Consider the following 24,985-nt stretch of genomic DNA (forward strand, 5'->3'; position numbering starts at 1 on the left):
TTTTGTTGACAAGAGCCATATACTCTAGTAGAATAACACTTGCGTCGAAACAAAATAAGTAATTTACCTACAACTTTGGAGAAGTACTCAAGAGGCCGAAGAGGCGCCCCTGCTAAGGGTGTAGGTCGGGCAACCGGCGCGAGGGTTCAAATCCCTCCTTCTCCGTTTACTTTTATAATAAGGTGCCATAGCCAAGTGGTAAGGCAAAGGTCTGCAACACCTCTATCACCAGTTCAAATCTGGTTGGCACCTCTAATTTAAATCCCTCGACCCTAGAAAATGGGGGCGAGGGATTTTGTTATTATTTTTTATTTAGCGAGATACATGAACAAAAGGAAAGCAGTGAAACTGCGATTTTGAGAATGTATACTGAATAATATTTATGAGTATAGAAGAATTGTAAGGAGGAAATGCAATGACAATTTATGATGAGCTGGTAGCTCGAGGCCTCATTGCTCAGACAACAAATGAGGAAGAAATCAAAAAATTAATAAATGAGGGCAAGGCAACTTTCTATATCGGCTTTGATTGTACTGCAGACAGCCTTACAGCTGGACATTTTATGGCTCTTACTCTTATGAAGAGACTTCAGATGGCAGGCAATAAGCCAATCGCTCTTATCGGTGGTGGTACTACTATGATTGGTGACCCATCAGGCCGTACAGATATGAGAAAGATGCTCACACGCGAGGATATCGATCACAATGCTGAGTGCTTCAAGCGTCAGATGGAGAGATTCATCGATTTCTCTGATGATAAGGCTCTTATGGTTAACAATGCAGATTGGTTGCTTAATCTTAACTATGTAGACCTTCTTAGAGAGGTAGGCGCATGCTTCTCAGTTAACAACATGCTTCGTGCTGAGTGCTACAAGCAGCGTATGGAGAAGGGTCTTTCATTCCTTGAGTTCAACTACATGATTATGCAGTCTTATGACTTCTATTACATGTTCCAGAAATACAACTGCAACCTTGAGTTTGGTGGTGATGACCAGTGGTCAAACATGCTTGGTGGTACAGAGCTTATCAGACGTAAGCTTGGTAAGGACGCTCATGCTATGACTATTACTCTCCTCACTGATTCACAGGGTAAGAAAATGGGTAAGACAGCTGGTAATGCAGTATGGCTTGATCCTAATAAGACTTCACCATTTGAGTTCTACCAGTACTGGAGAAATGTTGGTGATGCAGATGTTCTTAAGTGCATCCGTATGCTTACATTCCTTCCTATCGAGGAAATCCAGAAGATGGATAGCTGGGAGGGCGCACAGCTCAACGAGGCTAAGGATATCCTTGCTTATGAGCTTACACAGATGGTTCACGGTACAGAGGAAGCTGATAAGGCTCGTGAGGCTTCAAAGGCACTTTTCGCAGGTGGAGCTAACTCAGAGAATGTACCATGTCACAAGCTTGCTGATGAGGACTTCAGAGATGGTAAGGTAGACATTCTTCAGATTCTCGTATCTGCAGGTCTTTCTGCTAGCCGTGCTGAGGCACGTCGTAACGTACAGCAGGGTGGCGTATCTGTTAATGGAGAAAAGGTCTCTGATCCATTCACATCATATGAAAAGTCAGCTTTTGCCGAAGAGTTCATGCTTAAGAAGGGCAAGAAGTCATTCTGCAAAATTGAGTGCTAACAGATATTTAGAGCTTAGAGAAATCTAAGCTCTTTTTTTATTTGTTCTTGTATGACTGCCTAAAGAGGAATACTATTAACTTAAGGAGCAAAAGTATAAAGGGGGATTAAAAACATGATAAATAAAATTGCAATTGTACCTTATGCAGAATATGGAAGAACTGTTATGGGAAAGGATAATAGTATTAATCCTTTAAAGAAAAACAAATCTTCAATAATAAAAGAAAATCTTGAGTCTCAAATCTCTGGAGATGTTAAAGTTATAATAGATGTTAATCGAGGAGATTTGAATTTTCTTAAGAAAGATGGTGTAGACTGTTTTCTAATTCCTGAATACATAAAAAGCTATGTAGATTATGGGGATAATAAGGATAAATGCTTTTTCTTATCAACTGATGAGTATGATTCAGGAAATGTTGAAAGATTTGTAGAGTATTTAAAAGAACAGTAATTATATTTGAGACCTGTCTAAAATTGTATTATAATTGCCTCTCAGGAGGAAAGATTATATGGACAACGTAGGACAGGTCTTTTATTACCAGTGGGAAATGGATTTACTTCACTGGTTTCAGAGTATAAGAAATGATTTTTTAGATTTTATATTTCCTAAGATTACAGTGCTTGGAAATGCAGGATTATTTTGGATAGGACTTACAATTATACTTCTAATAATTCCTGCTAAGAGGAAAACAGGAGTACAGGCAGCTATAGCGCTTATACTTACAGCCCTTATTTGTAATGTCATTTTAAAGCCAGGGATTATGAGAAGTAGACCTTGCTGGATAGAAGAAATTGAGATGCTAGTTAGCATACCACATGACTACTCTTTCCCATCAGGTCATTCCAATGCAAGCTATGCGGTTGCAACTGCTATTTTTACTAGAGACAAAAAGCTTGGAATTCCATCACTTGTGCTAGCAACACTGATTGCTGTAAGCCGCTTGTATGTTTTTGTACACTGGCCTACAGATGTGCTAGCTGGCTCCATAATAGGAATCTGTGGAGGAATCGCAAGCTTTTTCATAGTAAATTCAATTTATAAGAAATGGTCTAAATGATGCCCGTATCTAAACCATTTCAACAACTAACAATTCATAAGGAGAGAGCACAATTTCTGTGCTTGTAGATGAAAAGTTATCAGGGGTTTTGCTTACATTTGTAAGCAAGACCTTTTTAATTTTAGAAGGAAGACTAATAGTCTGGGCATCCTTCTGAAAATTAGCCAAAACCATAATATGCTTATCTCCAACTCTGTTATAGGCAATGAGGTTATGTTGTCTTTTCAAGAAAGGAATAAATTTGCCATAAACAAATGTTGATTCATATTCTGGACTTTTTCTAAGAGCGATAAGGTTTTTATAAAAATTCCATACTGAATTAGGGTCATCCTTTTGAGAAGCATAGTTAATGCTTTTATATTTAGGATTGACCATAAGCCAAGGTGAGGCTGATGTAAATCCTGCATTAGCACCATCTGACCATTGAAATGGAGTTCTTGCATTATCTCTAGATTTCTCAGCAAGTAGTTGAAGAGCTTGTTCTTTTGACAATCCCTCATGGATAGCATTTTCATATATGTCAGCATTAGCGCAGTCATCCAGGTCATTTATATCTTTAACAATATCAAGATTTTCCATACCTATCTCCTGACCCTGATAGATAAAAGGAATACCAGGAAGAAGGAAATAGATTGCAGCCAACATCTTTTTGGTAGCATCAGATAAAGCATCTTTTGGAATAAATCTAGAAACCCCTCGTGGTTCATCATGATTTTCAATTATATTTGAAAGAAAACCAATACCCTCTACTCTCTCATGAGCTTTGAAGATGGCGTTCTTGTATAAATCAGGTGTCATCTCCTCTTCTATCAGCTCAGCTGAAAAATCAAACATAGTAGAAAAATATCCATCGTTACCAATGAAAAGAGGAAGCTCCTCGTCCTTTTCATTGAACACCTCTCCCACAGAGAAAGCCTGATATTTTCTAAATGTTTCAGTAGCCATCTCATCTAGGAATTCACCGATTCCAGAAGCCTCTGCCAGCATATTATTCATAGATGTCATACCATCATCCCTGTCAGCAGGATAATCTGAAAATGGCAGTTTCTTTTTTATATTTATAATGGCATCAATTCTAAAACCAGCTATTCCCCTATCAAGCCACCAGTTAATCATTTTATAGATTTCTCGACGAAGCTTTGGATTCTCCCAATTTAAATCAGGCTGCTTTTTATGGAAGACATGAAGGTATACTTTATCATCATGTCCTGGTAATTTTTCCCACACGCTGCCACCAAAATAACTGCGCCAGTTACAAGGAAGAGGTTCTCCGTCTTTGTGATCTTCAATGTAAAAATATTTTCCATATTCACCATCAGGATCAGCACATGCCTTTTTAAACCACTCATGCTCATCGGAGCAATGGTTTACAACAAGGTCCATTACAATTCCAATTTTTCTCTTTTTGCCCTCTGCGATTAATCTATCTAAATCTTCTAGAGTTCCAAATCGAGGATCGATATTATAGTAATCCGAAATATCATATCCCTGATCAGCTAAGGGAGAGCAATAAATTGGTGAAAGCCAAAGAATGTCAATACCAAGCTCCTTGAAATAATCAAGCTTTTCAATGACTCCATTTATATCTCCTATACCATCCCCATTAGTATCGTAGAAACTCTTTGGGTAGATTTGATAAGCAACTTTGTTATGCCACCACTTTTTTTCCATATCACCTTTCTCCTATCAGTAAATCTAAGTAAAAGCTAACATAAAAATATTGACAGGTAAATAAGTTATGCGTATAACTAAAAACAAGGAGGAGAATGTTATGGTAAGAATAAAAGATATTGCTAAGACTTGTGGGGTTAGTACAGCGACAGTTTCTTACGTGATACATGGTAAGCATGAAAAAGTCTCTAAGGAAGTACGGGAGCGAATCGAGGCAGAGATAGCAGAAACGGGGTACATAACAAATCAATCTGCTATTAATCTTGTAAGCAGATGCTCAGGATTGATAGGTGTAGCTGTTATGAATACCAGTGAAAAAAAGGATATTATGGGGGACCCTTATTTTAGTATTCTCTTCTCTTACTTGGAGAAGGAGTTTAGAAAAAGGGATAAATACATCCTAATCATACTGGACCAATCCCCTGAGAAAGTTGTGAAGGATGCTTTGCGCTGGAACTTAGATGGATTAATTCTAAGCAATTATACAAAAGAGAATATGATTGCAATCAGCCGAGAATTCGTTAAGCCAATTGTCACTATAGATGCAGCCTTCATACATGAATACGATAAGATGGTTCAGGTATTTATAGATGATTATCTGGGAGGATATAAAATCGGACAGTATTTTGCATCCATCAATCACACAAATGTAGCAATGCTAGATGATAATGACGAGGAGGAGACACGCCACAGATGGCGAGGTTTTAGGCAAGCGTTTTTGGATAATGGTATTAATATAGACGAGGACTCACATTTTATCATCAATATAAAAACCGAAGAATTACAAGAAGGACTAGATAGATTTTATCAAAAGCTAATGGAAAAGACTGCAGTATTTTGCAACTCCGACTTCTATGCTCTTAGATTAATCAAGTATTTGAATGAGCATGGAAAAAAGGTTCCAGATGATATTTCTGTAGCAGGTTATGATGACATTTTCTTTTCAAAAATATCCAGTCCAGAGCTTACTACAATCAGGCAGGATGTGCAGATGAAAGCAGAGATGGCTGTAGATAGCATGATGAGAATGATTAAGAATAAGCCAGTGGAACATAACATAAAACTGCCAGTTGAACTCATCGTGAGGCAGTCATGCAAGTCGTTGTAAATAATTAATAAAATTCAAAAAGTAAATATGGCACATAGTAATAGTTATGTGCATAACCTTTGACCCAAGCAAATGCTTGGGTTAATTTTTACTTACAAGGTTATTCGTATAACTAAAGGAGGACTAAATGGAAAAGGCTTGGTGGAAAGAAAGTGTTATATACCAAATATACCCTAGATCATTTTGTGATTTTAATGGTGATGGTGTTGGTGATTTAAATGGTATTAGAAGTAAGCTTGATTATTTACAGAAGCTAGGAATAAATGTGATTTGGCTCAGCCCAATTTACAAGTCACCTAATGATGATAATGGTTATGATATATCAGATTATCAGGATATTATGGATGATTTTGGAACCATGGAAGATTTTGTCGCTCTCTTAAAAGAGGCTCACGAACATGGAATAAAAATCGTAATGGACTTGGTAGTTAATCATACTTCTGATGAACATAAATGGTTTGTGGAAAGCAGATCTTCAAAGGATAATCCAAAAAGAGATTACTACATCTGGAGAGAACCAAAAAATGGTAAGGAGCCAAACAATTGGGGTTCATGTTTCTCCGGTTCTGCTTGGGAATATGATGAAAAAACAAATATGTACTATCTTCACTGCTTTTCAAAAAAGCAACCTGATTTGAATTGGGACAATGAAAAAGTCAGGGATGAAGTATTTAGCATGATGGACTGGTGGTGCAAAAAAGGTATCGATGGATTCAGAATGGATGTAATTTCCATGATATCAAAGGTGCCAGGTCTTCCAGATGGAAACCAGTCAAAAGGTGCTCTTTATGGAGACTTGTCAAATACTACAAATGGTCCAAAGGTACATGATTATTTGCAGGAAATGAGAAAGCGAGTGCTTTCAAAATATGACCTGATTACAGTTGGCGAATGCGCGGGAGTCACAATAGATGAAGCAATAAAATATGCAAATCTAGATGGATCAGAGCTTAACATGGTTTTTCAGTTTGAGCACACTAGCTTAGATTATGAAAATGGCGGCAAGTGGACTACAAAGAGATTTAACTTACCTGAGCTTAAAGAAAATTTGAGCAAATGGCAGTACGAGCTAGAAGGAAAAGCTTGGAATTCACTTTATTGGGATAATCACGATCAGCCTAGAATTGTATCTCGCCTAGGGGATGATTCTTCTTTATCGGCTAAATGTATAGCAACAGTTCTTCACATGATGAAAGGTACACCTTATATCTACCAAGGAGAAGAACTTGGAATGACAAATTATCCATTTAGGACAATAGACGATTGTAGGGATATCGAAATTCTAAATGCATACAAAGAATTAGTAGGCGGCGGATACATGACAGCTGAAGAGCTGATGGCAGGAGTTAGAGCAAAGGGACGTGATAATGCAAGAACTCCAATGCAATGGGATAAAAGTCATGAAGCAGGATTTACAACAGGAACACCTTGGATAAAGGTTAATCCAAACTACACTTTTATCAATGCCAAAGACGAGTTGGCTGATGAATACTCAGTATTTTATTTTTACCAGAAACTAATCGGGCTTCGAAGAAAGAGTGAATGGTCGGAAGTAATTGTTTACGGCGACTACGAGCTTTTAGACAAGGATGATGAAAATGTATTTTCTTACATCAGAACTTATGGAGATAGAAAGATTTTAGTTATATGTAATCTAAGTGACAGAATAATTGATTACACTCTTCCACTTGATGTAAAAGAAAAGGCCTGTCTGATTAGCAATTACGAGTCAAGTGAACTATCAGATGAGATGTTTCTTCGTCAGTGGTTTGCAGGAGTTTGGGAGATTGAATAATAGGTACCAATGAGCAAAAGCTCTAAAAATAAAAAATGAAGGAGAGGTATTGGTATGAAAGAGAGATTATTATCACTGTTATTAGTTGGACTAATGGGGGCCAGCTTAGTAGGTTGCGGAGGGGCAACTGAAGGCGGTACTGCAGGAGGTGACACAGGAAAAACAATCCGATTAGTCAACGGAAAAATCGAGGTAGATTCTCAGTTAAAGAAGCTTGCCGAGATGTATGAAAAAGAGACTGGTGTACATGTGGAAATCGAATCTATGGGAGGAGGAATCGATATCCAGGGTGAATTAAAAGCTTATTACCAGTCAGACAACATGCCAGATATTTTTGTATGTGGCGGAGCAGCAGACTTTGATAACTGGGATGGATTACTTCAGGATATGTCTGACCAGGAATGGGTACAAGACACTGATGCAGCATTTACAAGTGATGAGGGCGTAGTTGGTTTCCCTTACACAACAGAAGCAGTTGGTCTTGCTTATAATGCAGATATATTAGCTAGAGCAGGGGTAGATCCAGCATCTATTACAGGTCCAGAGTCAATGAGACAGGCATTTGAAACAATCGACTCAAAGAAGGATGAACTTGGACTTACAGCAGTAATTGGTTACTTCGCAGAGCCTGTAAATCTCTATTGGTCTACAGGAAATCATCTTTTTGGAACATATCTTGATTCTGGACTTGATAGAGAAGACAGAACATATATCGATATGTTAAGTGACGGTGGAAAGATTGATGATGAAAGATTTGCTGCTTTCGCAGACATGGTAGAGCTTTTCAATGAATATTCTGATCAGTCACTTTTAGTATCAGGTACTTATGACCAGCAGATTCTCAATTTTGCTTCAGGAAAATATGCATTCGTAACACAGGGTTCTTGGATTGGCGCAACAATGACTGGTGATGATGCAGATGCTTATGCAGAAGCTCACAATTTTGAATGTGGAATGATTCCTTATGCATTTGAAGAAGGAATGGATACTATTCTTACAAATTCACCTTCATGGTGGGCAGTTTACAAGGATGGTAATGTAGCTGAGGCTGAGGCATTCTTACAGTGGATGGCAGGCGAAGAAGCACAGGAAGTTCTTGTAATGGAAGCTGGATTTATCAGCCCATACAAGTCATGCAAATTTGTTGCTAACGACCCATTTGCAGGCACAATCAGTAGTTATACTTTGGCAGGTAAAACATCAGCTTGGCACTGGCTTGAAATGACAGATGGATATTCACAGAACTATACAGGTCAGGTGTTTGCTGATTTTGCATCAGGTACACTCAGTAAGGATGAATTTATTGAAACATTCAAGCAGGTAACTGAAAACGCATATGCTCAGTAAATAAAACCTATGAGATGGAAAGCATGAAAACGGCTTTCCATCTCATATTGAATTTCGTGGGGGATAATGGCATGAATAAAGATAATAAAAAACCTCTGTCATTAGTTTTACTAGCGGCGGGCTGCTTTGGAATTATCTCAGCTCTAATAATGGACATAATGGGAGCTGACAATACATTTAGAGGAGAGCTATTGATAGTTGGAGTTATAGCTTTTCTGGGGGGATTATATATTTATCCAACGCAAAAGTATCATAAAGGAATTATAAATTTCATTTTCTTATTTCCACTTTTATTTTGCTTTGTTGTGACAGTAATCATTCCATTTGGATTAGGACTTTTTTACTCTACAACAGATTGGAATGGAATTAGGCTAACAAGATTCGTAGGGCTTGATAATTACAAGGCTATGTTTACAGAGATAAGTTTCCTATGGTCACTTATCATAACAGTTCTTTTTGTAGTGATTAATATGATAGCTGTAAATGTTATTGGCCTTGCACTTGCTGTACTTTGCACCAGCAAAATAAAAGGCGTGGGATTTTTTAGAGCCGCTTATTTTATACCAAATTTAATAGGTGGCATTGTTCTTGGTTATATTTGGCAGTTTGTGTTTAACAATGTTGTTTTAAATTGGACCCTTCAATTATTTGAATACAATAGCTCAATGCTTTCAAAATATAACACAGCATTTTTAGCCATTGTCATTGTATATATATGGCAATATGCAGGATACATAATGATGATTTATATTACGGGACTTACTACTGTCCCATCAGATGTAATCGAGGCAGCATCAATTGATGGAGCAACTTCTGTGCAGACATTCTTTAGAATAAAGCTTCCAATGATTGCATCTACAATAACTATATGTACATTCCTTACATTACAATCTGCATTCAAGCAGTTTGATGTAAACATGGCACTTACTAATGGAACAGGCTCAGTAAATTTCATGGGACAGTATCTGACAAATGGAACACAGATGCTTGCTCTTAATATTTACAATACAGCCATTACAAAAAATAGCTATGCCCTAGGTCAGGCCAAGGCAGTGCTATTCTTCATCATTCTTTCAATAGTTTCAATAATTCAAGTAAGAGTATCAAATAAGAGGGAGGTGGAGATGTAATGGTAAAAAAATTAACAGTATTGGACCTGATAATAAGAATAGTTGTAATTATCATTGCAATCTTAGTTCTATTTCCATTTTTCCTTATAGTGATAAATGTATTTAGAAATGCAAATGATATAGTTAGCAATCCTGTAAGCCTTGCAAATATGTCATTTGAAAAGTTAATAAACAACCTGACCTCGGTAATTAATAATACCAATTTTAGCTTTTGGTCAGCTTTTGCAACATCCGCTATTGTAACAGTGTTTTCCCTTGTTTTACTTGCACTGTTTGGTGGAATGGCAGCTTGGGTAATCTGTAGAAACAAAACAAAATGGTCTGCGCTTATTTACATGGTTTTTATTGCATCAATGATTATCCCATTCCAGGTTGTAATGCTTCCGCTAATTTCTACATTTAGAGATGTAGGAAAATTTCTTGAAATCACAATGCTTCAATCCTTCCCTGGCATTGTATTTGCTTACCTTGGTTTCGGCGGGGCAATGACAGTTTTTATCTTAAATGGATTTATTAAAACAATTCCATTTGAGCTGGAAGAAGCTGCCTCCATCGATGGTTGTTCACCTGAGGGAATTTATTTTAGAATCATTCTTCCACTGCTGAAGCCGCCGATTGTTACGGTGACAATATTAAATGGTATGTGGATATGGAACGATTATCTTCTTCCATCACTGATGCTTGGTCACAATGGAAAGGTAAAAACACTTCCTGTGGCAGTACAGGCATTTATTGGCTCCTATGTAAAACAGTGGGATTTGATACTTACAGCAGCATTTCTTGCAATCATCCCAATGATTATTCTGTTCTTATTTGCACAAAAGCAAATTATGGGTGGTCTTGTTGATGGAGCAATTAAATCCTAGTATTGCATATTGCGAGATAATTTAGTATATTGTATACATCTCGTGAGGGAGTAGCTAGCGTATTTTGATACGTTGCTTGTCAACAGACTCGGTTTTTATAACCTGGCAATCATTAAATAGTGAGACTCACGTGTAACCTTTGGTTGCACGTGGGTCTTTTTTAGTATGAAAGGGAATGTAAAAGGAGAAAAAATGACAGTATTTGATATTTTCTTGTTCGGAGTTGGATTATCTATGGATGCTTTTGCAGTAGCCATTTGCAAAGGACTTGCCATGAAAAAAGTAAACAAAAAGCAATGTTTTTTGATTGCTTTATTCTTCGGAGGCTTTCAGGCCTTGATGCCGTTACTTGGATTTATTCTTGGCAATACATTTGCAAAGATGATTGTTGCTTATGACCACTGGGTTGCATTTATTTTGCTCCTTTATGTTGGCGGTAAAATGATAGTGGAAGCTATTGGAGAATGGAAGGATAAAGACAGTGTTACAGAAATGGATCCTCCACTTGATTTAAAGGAGCTTACCTTACTTGCAATTGCAACTAGCATAGATGCTCTTGCTTGTGGAATTACATTTTCCTTCTATGAGGGATTCAATATAATAAGAGCTATAGCAATCATAGGTGCTACTACATTTGTAATATCAACAGGTGGCATTTATGTTGGAAATATATTTGGAAGTAAGTTTAAGGCAAAAGCTCAGCTAGTAGGTGGAGGGATTTTGATTTTCCTTGGAGTTAAGATTTTGCTTGAACATACAATGGGGATTACACTTGGATTTTAGGAGGATATTATGTCTACATTTTTTTCAACAATACCAGGGGCATTGATACTTCTGTTGGCAGGTTTTGTATTTTTGATTAAGGGTGCTGACTTTTTTGTAGAAGGAGCATCTGCAGTTGCTAAAAAGCTTCATGTGCCAGCTCTTGTTATCGGTATGACAATCGTAGCCATGGGTACTTCTCTTCCAGAGCTTTCTGTATCTGTTACAGCTTCCCTTGCTGGAAGCAATCAGCTTGCCATAGGAAATGTTGTTGGTTCTAATATTTTCAATCTTATGGTTGTACTTGGTAGCTGTGCTTTGTTCTCAGCTCTTGATGTAGCAGATGACACTATAAAAAAGGATTTTCCATTTTCTGTAGGATGTGTGATAGCCCTTGTAGCTATGGGACTTATTGGTCATTCAGTAGGACATATTGATGGCATAATTCTTTTAGTTGCTTTTGTATATTTCATGTACAGTATGCTTCAGGCTGCAAAGAAATCTCGCAAGGAAGCAGCAGAAAATGATGAAGAGGCAGAAATAGTAGACATTCCTGTATGGAGATGTATTGTTTATATTATCGGTGGCGCTGTAGCTATTAAGTTCGGTGGTGACTGGGTTGTTAGCTCATGCTCTACTCTCGCTCTTAAGTTTGGCATGTCAGAGACACTTGTTGGTCTTACAATTGTGGCCCTTGGCACATCCCTTCCAGAGCTTGTAACATCAGTTGTTGCAGCTAAGAAAAATGAGCTTGATATGGCTATAGGAAATGTTGTTGGTTCAAATGTATTTAATGTATTACTGATTCTTGGAACAGCAGCTGCCATCTCTCCTATGAATTACCTTACAGTAAATGCAATTGATGCATCTATTCTTATTGCATTTTCAGCGATTGTATGGATTATTTGTGCTAAAAAGAAAAAGCTTACACGCCCACATGGTATTTTGATGTTGGCTCTTTATGTTGCTTATTTAATTTATATCATCATAAGAGACGGCGGTGTAGCATAAAACCGGCACTTGTGTTAAAATCAAAAGGTTTAAAGGGGAATTTTGAAAAAGGGAGGTAGTCTAATGGGTATATTTGATGATCTTTCAGATAGAATTGCACATACTACTAACGATATTGGTAAGTTTGCTCAGAATGCTTCTGATATGACTAAGCTTCAGTATGACAAAAAGGTCAAGGAAGCTGAGCTTCTTAAGCTATACGAAAAGCTAGGCAAAAAATATTACGAAGAACATAAGGATGAAAACATGGATGAGGTGAAAGAAATCACTGCTGTCATCCTTAGAATAAAAGAATTAAATGATGATATCATGTCACTTAAGGGAGGCACAGCTTGTCCTAAGTGTGGCGCTTTAGTCAAAAGCGGCTCCAAGTACTGCAGTGCTTGTGGGGAAAAAATAGACGATTATTTTGAAGATTAGGAGTTTAAAAATGGGTAACAAAGGCAATTATTACATTACTACAGCTATTGCTTACACATCTGGTAAGCCACATATCGGAAACACATACGAAATCGTACTGGCTGATTCGATTGCACGTTTCCGTCGTCAGGAAGGATATGATGTATTTTTCCAGACAGGTACAGATGAGCACGGTCAGAAAATCGAGCTCAAGGCAGCAGAAGCTGGTATTACACCAAAGGAATTTGTTGATAATGTCTCAGGACAGGTTAAGTCAATCTGGGATTTAATGAATACATCTTATGATAAGTTCATCCGTACAACAGATGAGGATCATGAGAGACAGGTTAAAAAGATTTTCAAGAAGCTCTACGACAAGGGCGATATTTATAAGAGTTCATACGAGGGACTTTACTGTACACCATGTGAGTCTTTCTGGACTGAGTCACAGCTTGTAGATGGTAAGTGCCCAGACTGCGGTCGCGAGGTACAGCCAGCTAAAGAAGAGGCTTACTTCTTCAAAATGAGCAAGTACGCAGACAAGCTTATCGATTACATCAATACACATCCTGAGTTTATTCAGCCTGTATCTAGAAAGAACGAGATGATGAACAACTTCCTTCTTCCAGGTCTTCAGGATTTATGTGTAAGCCGTACATCATTTACATGGGGAATCCCAGTAGATTTTGATCCAAAGCACGTAGTTTACGTATGGCTTGATGCCCTTACAAACTATATCACTGGCATTGGTTATGATTGCGACGGTGAGTCATCTGATAGATTCAAGGCATTATGGCCAGCAGATCTTCACCTTATTGGAAAGGATATCATCCGCTTCCATACAATTTATTGGCCAATCTTCTTGATGGCACTTGATCTTCCACTTCCAAAGCAGGTATTTGGTCATCCATGGCTTCTTACTAAGGCTGCTGATGGTGGCGATGACAAGATGTCAAAGTCAAAAGGAAACGTTATCTATGCAGATGAATTAGTTGATTTCTTTGGCGTAGATGCTGTTAGATATTTCGTTCTTCACGAGATGCCATTTGAAAATGATGGTGCTATCTCATGGCCACTTATGGTTGAGCGTGTTAATTCTGATCTTGCAAACACACTTGGTAACCTTGTAAACCGTACAATCTCTATGAGCAATAAATATTTTGGTGGTGTTGTAGAGGACAAGGGCGTAGTCGAGGATGTTGATGCAGATCTTAAGGCAGTAGTTACTGGCACTGTTGCATCAGTTGAGTCAAAGATGGCTGAGCTTCGTGTTGCAGATGCTATTACAGAAGTATTCAATCTCTTCAAGAGATGTAACAAATATATTGACGAGACAATGCCTTGGGCACTTGCAAAGGACGAGGCTAAGCAGGACAGACTTGCAACAGTTCTTTACAACCTTGTAGAGGGTATCTCAATTGGTGCTACTCTTCTTAAGGCATTTATGCCTGAGACATCAGAGAAAGTACTTGCTCAGATTGGTGCTAAGGAGATTCCTTACGATGAGCTTTCTACTTTCGGTCATTATGTAAATGGAAACAAGGTTACAGATGCTCCAGAGATTCTCTTTGCTCGTCTTGATCTTGATGAAGTTATGGCAAAGGTTGCTGAGCTTCACCCAGCACAGCCTGAGGAGGCAGTTGCTGATGATGAGGAAGGCATCGATATCGAAGGCAAGCCAGAAATCACATTTGATGATTTCATGAAGTTACAGTTCCAGGTAGGTAAAATCGTATCTTGCGAGGCAGTTAAGGGCTCTAAGAAGCTTCTTTGCTCACAGGTTAAGATTGGTTCTACAACAAAGCAGATTGTTTCTGGTATTAGCAAACACTATTCTCCTGAGGAAATGGTAGGCAAAAAGGTAATGGTTCTTGTTAACCTTAAGCCAGCTAAGCTTGCAGGCGTTCTTTCAGAAGGAATGCTTCTTTGCGCAGAGGATGCTGAGGGCAATCTCTCACTTATGACACCAGAGCGCAACATGCCTAACGGAGCAGAGATTTGTTAGGATTGTAAACGTAACATGCGAGTGTAAAATTGAGGTTATGAATGATTTTTGAGACACATGCTCATTATGATGATGAGAAGTTCGACGGGGATAGAGTCGAACTTCTTTCGCATTTATTGAAAGAAAATAATATTGGAAATATTGTTAATGTGGGAGCTAGCTTCAGAGGATGCAAGGACAGCCTAAAGCTAGCTGAGTCCTATGACAATGTCTATGCAGCAATAGGTATTCATCCAGAGGAAATAGACGAGGCATCTGATGAGGTATTGGAGTGGCTTAGAGAAAATGCCTCAAATCCAAAGGTTGTAGCTATTGGAGAAATAGGCTTAGACTACTATTGGGTCAAGGACCCTGAGGGTCGAGCAAAGCAGCGCATCTGGTTTGATAAGCAGATGGATCTTGCAAAAGAGGTAAATTTACCTGTAGTTATTCACTCTAGAGAGGCTGCAGAAGACACTTTTAACACAATTAAGAGTTATAATACACAAGATGTCAAAGGTATTGTCCATTGCTATTCTTATTCAAAAGAATTAGCATTAGAGTATGTAAAGATGGGATGGTACATAGGTGTTGGCGGCGTTGTCACATTTAAAAATGGCAAGAAGCTTGTTGAGACCGTTGAAGCAATCCCTCTTGAAAATATAGTCCTTGAGACAGATTGTCCTTATATGGCACCGGAGCCACATCGCGGTAGCCGCAATTCATCCATTTATTTAAAATATGTAGCAGAAAAAATTGCCCAGTTAAAAGGGGTAAGTGTAGAGGAAGTGGAAAGAATCACTTACGAGAATGCTCTTAGAATTTATTCAAAATGTAAAAGGAATTAAGAATGGCTTATTTAAGTAATCCAACATATACAAAGGCGGTCCTTGAAGCACACGGATTTTCCTTTCAAAAAAAATATGGTCAGAACTTTCTTATAGATGGTAATGTTCTAAATAGCATTATCGATGCAGCAGGAATTACAAAAGATGACTTTGTATTAGAGATTGGCCCTGGAATTGGAACAATGACACAGCGTCTTTGTGAGGAAGCTAGAGAAGTTGTTGCTGTTGAAATTGATAAGACCTTGATACCGATTTTAGATGATACTTTATCAACATATAAGAATTGGTCGGTAATCAATCAGGATATTTTAAAAGTAGATATTAACAAGCTGGCCCTAGAGAAAAATGGTGGTAAGCCAATAAAGGTAGTTGCTAATTTGCCTTACTACATCACTACCCCAATCATAATGGGATTGTTTGAAAGTCATGTTCCACTTGAATCCATTACTATTATGATTCAAAAGGAAGTGGCAGATAGGATGCAAGAAGGTCCTGGTTCCAAGGAATATGGAGCGCTTTCTCTTGCAGTTCAGTATTACAGCAAGCCAGAGATTGTATGTGAGGTACCACCAAGCTGCTTCATGCCACAGCCAAAGGTATCCAGCACTGTTATTACACTTAAGTGTCACAATAATCCACCAGTTGAATGCGATGAGAAGTTACTGTTTCAAATAATTAGAGCTTCATTCAACCAGCGAAGAAAGACACTACAAAATGGTCTCAGCAACGGTCTTCATTATTCAAAGGAACAGATTGCTGAGGCAATTGAAAAGGCGGGCTTTAGCCCAACTATCAGAGGGGAGGCACTTTCGTTAGAGGAATTTGCTAAATTAACGAACGTATTAAAAGAGTTATAAGCTATCAAACTATACATTTGGAGAGCAGAAGACATGGATGTCCGAAACTACAACAGAGAAGTTCAACTTCTCATAAGTGAAATCCAAAAGAATAGAGGTAAAGATCCAGCAGCATTACTATCTGCCTGTGATAAGTTGTTAGCATATGGCAAGAGTATTAAAGATGATGCTTTGATAGGCTACGCCTTTTTTTCAAAAGGTGAGACTTATTATCTCTTGAATGACGCCTCTAATTTCTATTCTCAGATGTTATCATGTATGGGTCCTATGGAGCATGTTAGGGAATGGGGCTATGTTGCTATGGCCAATAACATGCTAGGCATTGTTTCTCTTAATAGAGGCAATGCGCCATTTGCCCTTGATTATTTCATAAAAGCAATCAGCATTTGTCAGGACTACTCTCTCCCTGACATTGAGTGGATGATTCATATGAATCTAGGCTCACTTTATCTAAACATAGAGGAATATCAAAAGGCTATTTCCCACACTGAAATTGCATATAGACATCTTCTAGATAATTATTCAGTGGATGATTATATCGAAAATGCCACTGCCATCATGCTTGGAATGGGTCGAGCTTATCTTAAGCTAGATAGAGAAGATAAATATCTAGAGATAGAGAAAAAGCTTAAGACAGAGTCTTTGCCATATTTACAGGATTTGGACAAAATCGTTATTTATTGTTTTTTTGCTAGAGTTCATCAGGCTATTGGAGAGGCAGATGCCAGAGACTACTGGATCAATATGGTCAACGAGAATGCTAGCACCAGCATGCCTATTTTGGATGTATTTGATGATTTTTACGATTATTTGCAGATGCTTTTGGCTATTGAAAAGTATGATGATTTCTTTAAAGCATACTCTGTTTTAGATGACTTAACAAAACACACCTCAATTAAAAATCTAGAGAGAAAGCTTTTAACGCTAAAAATCAGATACTACCGTAAGGTAGGACAGATTGAGGAATATAAAATTGCATCTGTTCTCTACTTTGAGCTCTCTGAATTTATGGAGCGAGAGAATCGTTTGATGGTTAGCAACATGATTGTTATGCGCAATTCGTATATGGAGCTTACACAAATCAACCGAAAAGTAGAGGAAGAGAATACATTTCTACAAAAACGTTCAGAGACAGACCCTCTTACAGGGATGTATAATAGGTTGAAGTTGAATGAGTACAGTGAGGAAGCTTTTGAAAAAGCCATCATTAATCGTTCATCAATAGCCGTAGAGATTTTAGATATCGATTACTTCAAACAATACAATGACAATTACGGTCATCAAGCAGGTGATGATTGTATTAAATTTATAGCTTCAACTCTTCTAGAATTATCGAAAGAAGATCGAATATTCACAGCTAGATACGGTGGAGATGAATTCGTGGTCATCTACGAGGGCTTTACCAAAGAGGAAGTGGAGAATAAGGTTGATAATCTAAGAAACATGATCTATAAGGCAAATTGGGAGCACAGATTCTCCCTTAGCGATGACAGGGTAACCATTTCTCAAGGCATCTGCTATGGAACGCCTGAAAGTGATACTACCCTATTCGCATATTTGCAGTTGGCGGATGAGATGCTTTACGAGGTAAAGCAAGAGAGCCGTAACAATTATAAGATCTGTGATGCTGCGGAGAGAAATACTAAAAAGTAGGGGAAAGTATGAAAACCGTTAAAAAGATATTCTTTAATGATGTTATTAGCCTGATAAAGAACTTTTTTGCATTGACTATAGTGGTGGGAATTTGTTTTCTTCCTGCACTATATGCTTGGTTTAATATTTATTCTAACTGGGACCCTTATGCTAATACAGGGGCTCTTAAAATTGCAGCAGTATCCCTTGATGAAGGATTCACAGATGATGAGGGTGAGTACCACAATCAAGGTGATACTATTATCGAGAATCTTCACGAGAATACAGCCGTAGACTGGCAGTTTGTAGAGACTTCAGACGAGGCAATAAACGGTGTGTATAGCGGCAAGTACTATGCAGCAGTTGTAATTGATAAGCAGTTCACTTACAACATGTATAATGTCTTAACAGAGGAGGTTAATCGACCTACTCTTCTTTTCTATGAAAATCAAAAGAAAAATCCAGTAGCAACTAAAATTTCAGATACTGTAGTTCAATCTTTGCAGAACAACATTAATGTAGCTTTTACAGAAGTTGTTGTCAGCAGGGTTTTTTCTAGTGCTTCTGATGTCTCAGCTGATTTAGAAGAAAAAGGTGGCTTGGATGAAACCATCGAAAAGCTAGAGTCTCTAAGTAATGATTTAAATGGATATCAAAATACAATTACAGAGATTATTGATAATGACGCTCAGCTACAGGCAGCTCTTCAGCAGGCTAAGACGGATGCAAATAATATTCAACAACAGGCTCAATCAGCAGCCAATGCAGTAGCTAGTTCCGCTTCTGTTTCTCAAAATGCCAATGTAACTTTAAGCAGCTATGCAGATGATATTAACAGTGCTATCAATCTTATCAACACAAAGGCGTCAGAGATTAATCAGTATCTTGATATTGCAGCAGCATCTAATGATGCAAAAGTAATTGCTGACAATATAAAAATGGCCCTTCAGAAGATGGCAGAAATAGAGCTTATTACCGCAAATTTACCTAATAACTTGGGAGATATAGTATTTGAGCAGGCTAAAAGCGATATTTTAAGCAAGCTTAATAATGCCCAGTCGGCTTTGACTATAGCGGCAGGTCCTTTGCAGACATTATCAGATAATCTAGAAAGCATATCTGCAACACTAGAGGCACTAGGTATTACAGGACTTACCCAAGAGCAGATACAGTTTTTATATTCAGTAGGTATCATTGATGAAGCCACTTATCAAAAGATTGTTCAGCTTTCAGATGTAGAGGCACAAAAGGCAGAAATCCAGAATATCATCGGAAAGATAAATGCATTAAATTCCGAAATTAACAACCTAATTGAATTGACTAACAGCGTAAATTACGAGGATATCGATACATCAAAAATTCAAGAAAAGCTAGATAAAATTAATAGTATAGATACAGAAAAATTGGCTTTACTTGGAGAACAGAAGCTAAAAGAAATAGTGTCAAATATTAAGACTAATAGCGATGGTCTTGAAAATCTCATAAAAACACAGTTGAGGGATAAAGTATCAGAAGGTCTTACATCTTTGACAGGAACACTTAACAATACTAATGCCCTACTTAATTCTGTGGGAGAGACTTTTGGAAATCTAGTAGTAGTTTTCAGCGCAATCGACAATACCATTGACTGTGCAAATACTAGTCTTGATAAAACAAGAGAGGCTATTGTCTACGTAAATGGCAGATTAATAGATGTAATAGATCAGGTTAAAAACGCTGCATCAAATGAGAAGATATCTGTGCTTGTAAACGCCCTCTCCGGTGACCCAGAGGTATACGGCAAGTTCTTCTCTACTCCAGTGGAGGTGGTTACAGAGGCAGTTTATCCTGTGGAGAATTATGGTTCAGCTGTTGCACCATTCTATTCAACCCTCGCATTTTGGGTTGGTGCCCTTATTCTAACAGCCATCATCAAGATAAAGCCAGATAAAGACAAATACCCAGATGCGTCTGCAAGACAATTATATTTCGGAAGATATGTCCTTTACTGGGTATTAGGACAAATTCAAGCGGTTATTATTGTGCTAGGAGACCTTTTCCTCCTTCATGTACAGTGTATTCATCCTGGACTTTTTATGCTGGCAGCCTCAGTAATAGCAACAACCTTTACCATTTTGATTTATTCCATTGTAGTTACTTGGGGAGATGCAGGAAAGGCCCTTGCAGTAGTAATTGTAGTTATACAGATTGCCGGAAGTTCAGGTACTTATCCAATTGAGTTGTTACCTGACTTCTTCAAAAAAGTATATATCTTCTTCCCTTTCCCATACGCAATCAACGCAATTCGAGAGTGTTTATGTGGAATGTACGAATTAGATTACCTTAAATACTTAGGATGCCTAGGTATATTTATAGCAGTGTCCCTTGTAATTGGTTTATTAATAAGGGTTCCATTTGAATCTCTAAATCATTACATGGAAGAGAGAATGGAAGACACTGAGATGATGTGAGGGTGGAGTTATAAAAAGGGAAAAGAAATGAGTAAAAACAAAGAACAAATAGTATATGAAAAATTCTTAGAACTGCAACAGGAGACACATCTTAAAAATCAAAAGAAAATAAGGGTGGGTCTTAAGATAAATATCTTATTGCCACTTGTATTTCTTGCTATTAGTTTTATTAGCAATCGTTCAAAATTGGTGTTTCTTGTGCTTTGGATTGCATCCCTTTTTGGAATAGCATTCTATCTTCTCTATGTAGAATATATGGATTTCAAGCTTCAAGAGCAACTAAAGGAACTTGGAATTATGGAGGAAGAGGCAGAGGCACAAGCCCTTATTGGTGAAGAGGTCCTTCAGAGTATCGATGAGATTAAATCTATGGGGGAGAAGCTAAAACGATGATTAATGTAATCAAGATAATAGTCGCAGATATAAAAAGATTATCGGTAAATGTTGTGGCTATGGTAGTTATCATTGGCCTAACGGTAATTCCATGTCTATATGCCTGGTTTAATATTCTCTCCAACTGGGATCCGTATGGGCCTGATGCAACAAAAAATCTTCAGGTTGCTGTAGCATCTTCAGACCAGGGCATTGTTATTGGAAATTACGAGTTAAATGTTGGCGAAATAATCATTTCAAATTTAAAAGAAAACACAACAATTGGTTGGGTTTTTACTGACACAGCTCAGGAAGCCATAAGTGGAGTATATTCGGGAAAATACTATGCTGCCCTTGTAATTGACGAGGAATTTAGCGCCGATATGATAAGTTTCTTGGGAGGAGAAATAGAAAATCCTGTAATTACTTACTATGAAAATGACAAGAAAAATGCCATTGCCCCTAAGATAACAGGCAAGGTCAAGACTGCAATTGAGCGAGAAGTAGACCATGCATTTGTGGGCACTATGGCTGAGGTGCTATTAAACGCCAGCGAATACTTTGCAACTCTAAATGAGCAAGGAAATATTACAGGTCAGGGAATAGAAAAGCTTGAGCAGTTAGATTCGGATTTAAATGGATTGATTGCTATTTTGGATTCTTATATAGCGTTATCCGATGCTGCTGATAGCATTACAGAAGCGGGTCAGGCAGTGGCAGATAGCGCAGGTTCCATTACCTCTCTTGCAGGCCAGATGGCTGAGAATGCGCAGAATACTGGGGCAACAGCCCAGGCAGATATTCAGAAGCTAAAAGATGAAATAGATAAAAAAGTTGGAGATATAAACAGTAAGTTTAGCAATGTGGATGCATCTATAGCCACTATTAATAATGCCTTAAACAGCATATCATTTGGCAATATAGATACAACTCAGTTGCAATCAGAAATCAATTCCATTCAAAAAGCATGGAAAGATGAAGAAGGAAAAGGTCTTTATCAAATGCTTGTCGATGCCAAGGACTTTATTCCTGGAGCGGATGCTCAGCAAATCTATCTTGCTACTATAGCGCAAATAGATGGAGAAGTATCCAATCTTACTACTGATTTAAACAATCTTGTCAGCGCTTCTGCAAAAACAGAGGCTGAGTTTAACGAGGCGAAGGAAAAGCTTACAAAAGATGTGGCTACAGTCTTAGCTGACACAAAAACAGTACGAGATGATTATTTAAATAAGATTTCACCTCTAGAGCAGACTGCCATTAATTCAGCAAGCGCTACAATAACTGAGCTTGAAAAGCTTTTAAATTATAATGCACAGAGTATTGATTTGGTTATTGATAATCTGGAGAATTATGCAGATTTGATTAATCAATCAAAGGAAACACTTGTAAAATCAAGAGATGAAGCTGTAGAAATGGAGCAACAGCTAGCCAATCTCATAACGGATATAAAGGGCGTTAGCGATAATGAGGCCTACCAAAAGTTTATGACTTTGCTACAGTCGGACCCAGAACTTTTATCTGATTTCATCAGCAGTCCAGTTGATATCTCTGATGAGTACATTTATCCAGTAGCAAATAATGGTTCTATGACCGCCCCATTTTATATTGTTCTTTCTATTTGGGTTGGTGCATTAATCATGTCCACAATTCTTAAGACAGCTGTTAAGGACACAAGCGGCATGGAAAATGTTAAGAATTGGCAGTGCTTTGTGGGAAGATTCTTTACAACATTTATTATAGGTCAGATTCAGACAATAATTACAGTTCTTGGAGCATTTTTGTTTGTAGGAATACAATGCCAGCATTACTTCCTGTTTTGGTTGGCATGTGCATGGACATCCTTTGTATATTCACTACTGCTCTATTCATTTGCATACTCATTTGGAAACATCGGAGAGGCACTTTCCGTAATCCTGATGGTTATTCAGGTAGCAGGTGCAGGCGGAACATTCCCTATAGAAGTACTTCCAAAGGTGTTCCAGGTGCTTTATAAATTTATGCCATTTAACTATTCCATGAATGCAGTCCGAGAGTGTATCGGTGGTTTTTATGAGAATACATACCAAAGATGTATGTTGACGTTGATTGTTTACGTAGTGATAGCCGTATTTATAGGTGTTGTGCTCTATCATCCATTTAAAATACTCAATGAAAAAATAGAGCACAGCAAGGAAAAATCAGGAATTCTACTTTAAAAGTTTGCTACCGTGAGGAGGAAGCTCTACATCAAAGTGCTGTCCTCGATAATCAAAGGACAGATGTTTTGTATCTGCAGTATTATTTAGAGCAACAATTACAAAATCATCATTCAAAACGCGGGCAAAAACAAGGGTTTCATTTCTTACCTGCACCTCTTCATAGAGACCGGTTTTAAGTGGCTCCAGATTTTTTCTCAAATCAATCAGAGTTTTGATATGATCAATTAAGTCTGGATTCTTCATAGTTTTAATATCTATAGCGGGCCTGAGAGCATAGTCTCCATCCCCGCTTTTTTTATCCCCTTTAATACCCCACTCACTGCCATAATAAATAGATGGAATACCTGGCATAGTAAATAACAGTGAGTAAGCAGGATAAATATTAGCCTCATCTGTCAAAAGAGTGGCAATACGATTAACATCGTGGTTGTCGATGAAATTATAAAGATATTTGCCGGAATATAGACCGCCTTGTCCCCACTGCCTCTTCATGGCATAGTTTATCTCGAAATAATTGTGGTCATTGTGGCTAGAATAGATGCCCTTCCAGCATTCGTAATTAGTTACAGCATCCAGCATTTCCTCATTTACATAGATATTGTAATCACCATGAATTATCTCGCCCATGAGCCAGAAACTGGATTTCTTTTGCTCAGTAAAATTTTTCAGACGCTTAAAGAAGCCTCTTTCTATACAGTCAGCTGCATCAAGTCTGAGACCATCAATATCAAACTCATCTATCCACATACCAATGGCATCGAGGATGTGTTTATCAACAGCTTCGCACCAGTGATTAAGCTTTACCAACTCTTCTGCCCTAGCCCAGCACTCATAAGATAGACCATCATTGTGCCAGTTGTTTCCACCGAAATTAAGCCCGGAAATCCACTCCCTATAAGGTGAGTTTTCTCTATTTTTAAGAACATCTAAAAAAGCAAAATGGCCCCTGCCAACGTGATTAAACACGCCGTCAAGAACCACTCTAATTCCATTTTTGTGGCAAGCTTCTACCACCTTTTTAAAGTCATTATTGTCCCCAAGTCTAGAATCAATCTTGTAATAATCCACTGTATCATATCCGTGTGTGGATGATTCCATAATAGGTCCAAGATATAAAGCATTAACGCCCATATCTGTTAAATGAGGAATCCAGTCAATCAAAGTAAGAATTCTGTGACCGGCAGTCTCCTCTCCCCTATTCTCCCTTGGGCAATCAAACGCGCCAAGCGGATAAATATGGTAAAACACTGATTCTTTAATCCACCCTATATCTCTCATACTCAAGCCCCCCCTAGCTTAAATTAATTATTAGCTAAATATGCGTACATACAATGGTCAAGTCTCTTTCCATTAATATTGATTTTATCTCTAAGCAATCCCTCGTATTTAAAACCTATTTTTTCAACCATATGAATACTTGGTTTATTGTCAGGTAAAATCAAGGCTTCAAAGCGATGCACCCCATAATCCCTTGCAATTACAGGAAGGGTGGCACGTATAGCCTCTGTGCAATAGCCTTTATTTAAAAATTCCTGATCCATTTTGTAGCCGATAGTACAGCTTTCATAAATAGGTCTTACAATATTTCGATAACTTACAGTGCCAATGATTCTGTTTGGATCATCCTTTTCAAAAATCCAGTAGCGAACCATTATGCCCTTAATGATATTTTTGTATTCAAAATCCAGTAACTTACGCTGGTGTGAAAGAGTATAAAAGTCCTCTCCCATCACAGGTTCATATTTCTCGAAAACACTACCGTTACGCAAATAGAAGTCTAAAACCTTCTGAGCAGAATCATAGTTAAGAACTTTTAAAACCAGCCTGTCTGTAGTAACCTCAATTTTCATACTATCCCC

21 protein-coding genes and 2 tRNA genes are annotated in these 24,985 nt (G+C 37.9%); 20 read left to right on the top strand and 3 right to left on the bottom strand.

The window, feature by feature from the left end:
• The first annotated feature begins 77 nt into the window (after positions 1–77).
• The 5 genes from BLP50_RS07540 (at position 78) to BLP50_RS07560 (ending at position 2,693) form a co-directional block, all read left to right on the top strand.
• Positions 78–165, top strand: a tRNA-Ser gene (locus BLP50_RS07540).
• A gap of 16 nt (positions 166–181) precedes the next feature.
• A tRNA-Cys gene (locus BLP50_RS07545) sits at positions 182–252 on the top strand.
• 163 nt (positions 253–415) lie between these two features.
• Positions 416–1,636: a tyrosine--tRNA ligase gene (gene tyrS / locus BLP50_RS07550; protein ID WP_090153303.1), complete on the top strand. Its 1,221-nt coding sequence runs from the start codon at positions 416–418 to the stop codon at positions 1,634–1,636.
• Positions 1,637–1,750: 114 nt separating this feature from the next.
• Positions 1,751–2,086, top strand: coding sequence for a hypothetical protein (locus tag BLP50_RS07555; protein WP_090153305.1), 336 nt, complete (start codon positions 1,751–1,753; stop codon positions 2,084–2,086).
• Between the two features lie 58 nt (positions 2,087–2,144).
• Positions 2,145–2,693 (top strand): phosphatase PAP2 family protein, encoded by a 549-nt coding sequence (locus BLP50_RS07560; protein WP_090153308.1) that lies wholly within the window; start codon positions 2,145–2,147, stop codon positions 2,691–2,693.
• Between the two features lie 9 nt (positions 2,694–2,702).
• On the opposite strand, the gene BLP50_RS07565 is transcribed toward BLP50_RS07560, so the two are convergent.
• Positions 2,703–4,364 (bottom strand): alpha-glucosidase, encoded by a 1,662-nt coding sequence (locus tag BLP50_RS07565; protein ID WP_090153310.1) that lies wholly within the window; start codon positions 4,362–4,364, stop codon positions 2,703–2,705.
• A 100-nt stretch (positions 4,365–4,464) separates the two neighbouring features.
• Between BLP50_RS07565 and BLP50_RS07570 the strand changes: the two genes are divergently transcribed.
• The 15 genes from BLP50_RS07570 to BLP50_RS07640 all read left to right on the top strand — a co-directional run bounded on the left by BLP50_RS07570 (position 4,465) and on the right by BLP50_RS07640 (position 23,123).
• Positions 4,465–5,472 (top strand): LacI family DNA-binding transcriptional regulator, encoded by a 1,008-nt coding sequence (locus BLP50_RS07570; protein ID WP_176753722.1) that lies wholly within the window; start codon positions 4,465–4,467, stop codon positions 5,470–5,472.
• Positions 5,473–5,599: 127 nt separating this feature from the next.
• On the top strand, positions 5,600–7,267 hold the full coding sequence (locus BLP50_RS07575; RefSeq protein ID WP_090153314.1) for a glycoside hydrolase family 13 protein: 1,668 nt from the start codon (positions 5,600–5,602) through the stop codon (positions 7,265–7,267).
• 54 nt (positions 7,268–7,321) lie between these two features.
• On the top strand, positions 7,322–8,614 hold the full coding sequence (locus BLP50_RS07580; RefSeq protein ID WP_090153317.1) for an ABC transporter substrate-binding protein: 1,293 nt from the start codon (positions 7,322–7,324) through the stop codon (positions 8,612–8,614).
• Positions 8,615–8,685: 71 nt separating this feature from the next.
• Positions 8,686–9,744 carry a carbohydrate ABC transporter permease gene (locus tag BLP50_RS07585; protein ID WP_090153318.1) on the top strand — a complete coding sequence of 353 codons (1,059 nt, stop codon included), beginning with the start codon at positions 8,686–8,688 and terminating at the stop codon, positions 9,742–9,744.
• On the top strand, positions 9,744–10,610 hold the full coding sequence (locus tag BLP50_RS07590) for a carbohydrate ABC transporter permease (RefSeq protein WP_090153319.1): 867 nt from the start codon (positions 9,744–9,746) through the stop codon (positions 10,608–10,610). Before BLP50_RS07585 ends, BLP50_RS07590 begins: the two co-directional genes overlap by 1 nt.
• 192 nt (positions 10,611–10,802) lie before the next feature.
• Positions 10,803–11,393 carry a manganese efflux pump MntP gene (locus BLP50_RS07595; RefSeq protein WP_090153321.1) on the top strand — a complete coding sequence of 197 codons (591 nt, stop codon included), beginning with the start codon at positions 10,803–10,805 and terminating at the stop codon, positions 11,391–11,393.
• Positions 11,394–11,402: 9 nt separating this feature from the next.
• Complete coding sequence (locus BLP50_RS07600) at positions 11,403–12,383, top strand: calcium/sodium antiporter (protein ID WP_090153322.1); 981 nt, start codon at positions 11,403–11,405, stop codon at positions 12,381–12,383.
• A gap of 63 nt (positions 12,384–12,446) precedes the next feature.
• Positions 12,447–12,803: a zinc ribbon domain-containing protein gene (locus BLP50_RS07605; RefSeq protein ID WP_090153324.1), complete on the top strand. Its 357-nt coding sequence runs from the start codon at positions 12,447–12,449 to the stop codon at positions 12,801–12,803.
• A gap of 10 nt (positions 12,804–12,813) precedes the next feature.
• A complete protein-coding gene (gene metG, locus BLP50_RS07610) occupies positions 12,814–14,787 on the top strand; it encodes a methionine--tRNA ligase (RefSeq protein WP_090153326.1) in 1,974 nt (657 codons plus the stop codon).
• A 41-nt stretch (positions 14,788–14,828) separates the two neighbouring features.
• Positions 14,829–15,614, top strand: a complete 786-nt coding sequence (locus BLP50_RS07615) for a TatD family hydrolase (protein ID WP_090153327.1) — start codon at positions 14,829–14,831, stop codon at positions 15,612–15,614.
• Positions 15,615–15,616: 2 nt separating this feature from the next.
• Positions 15,617–16,471, top strand: a complete 855-nt coding sequence (rsmA, locus tag BLP50_RS07620; protein ID WP_090153329.1) for a 16S rRNA (adenine(1518)-N(6)/adenine(1519)-N(6))-dimethyltransferase RsmA — start codon at positions 15,617–15,619, stop codon at positions 16,469–16,471.
• Positions 16,472–16,504: 33 nt separating this feature from the next.
• On the top strand, positions 16,505–18,124 hold the full coding sequence (locus tag BLP50_RS07625) for a tetratricopeptide repeat-containing diguanylate cyclase (protein WP_090153331.1): 1,620 nt from the start codon (positions 16,505–16,507) through the stop codon (positions 18,122–18,124).
• 8 nt (positions 18,125–18,132) lie between these two features.
• Positions 18,133–20,553: a YhgE/Pip domain-containing protein gene (locus BLP50_RS07630; protein ID WP_090153334.1), complete on the top strand. Its 2,421-nt coding sequence runs from the start codon at positions 18,133–18,135 to the stop codon at positions 20,551–20,553.
• A gap of 27 nt (positions 20,554–20,580) precedes the next feature.
• Complete coding sequence (locus tag BLP50_RS07635; protein ID WP_090153336.1) at positions 20,581–20,946, top strand: hypothetical protein; 366 nt, start codon at positions 20,581–20,583, stop codon at positions 20,944–20,946.
• The gene (locus tag BLP50_RS07640) at positions 20,943–23,123 is read left to right on the top strand and encodes a YhgE/Pip domain-containing protein (RefSeq protein WP_090153338.1); all 2,181 of its coding nucleotides are present in this window, start codon (positions 20,943–20,945) and stop codon (positions 23,121–23,123) included. Before BLP50_RS07635 ends, BLP50_RS07640 begins: the two co-directional genes overlap by 4 nt.
• On the opposite strand, the gene BLP50_RS07645 is transcribed toward BLP50_RS07640, so the two are convergent.
• Entirely contained in the window at positions 23,115–24,404 is a 1,290-nt protein-coding gene (locus tag BLP50_RS07645; RefSeq protein WP_090153339.1) for an alpha-amylase family glycosyl hydrolase, read from the bottom strand. The two genes, BLP50_RS07640 and BLP50_RS07645, sit on opposite strands and share 9 nt — an antisense overlap.
• Before the next feature lie 23 nt (positions 24,405–24,427).
• The gene (locus BLP50_RS07650) at positions 24,428–24,976 is read right to left on the bottom strand and encodes a GNAT family N-acetyltransferase (RefSeq protein WP_090153341.1); all 549 of its coding nucleotides are present in this window, start codon (positions 24,974–24,976) and stop codon (positions 24,428–24,430) included.
• Between the last annotated feature and the right edge of the window lie 9 nt (positions 24,977–24,985).

Source organism: Pseudobutyrivibrio sp. AR14 (assembly GCF_900101325.1).
Classification (GTDB): Bacteria; Bacillota; Clostridia; order Lachnospirales; family Lachnospiraceae; genus Pseudobutyrivibrio.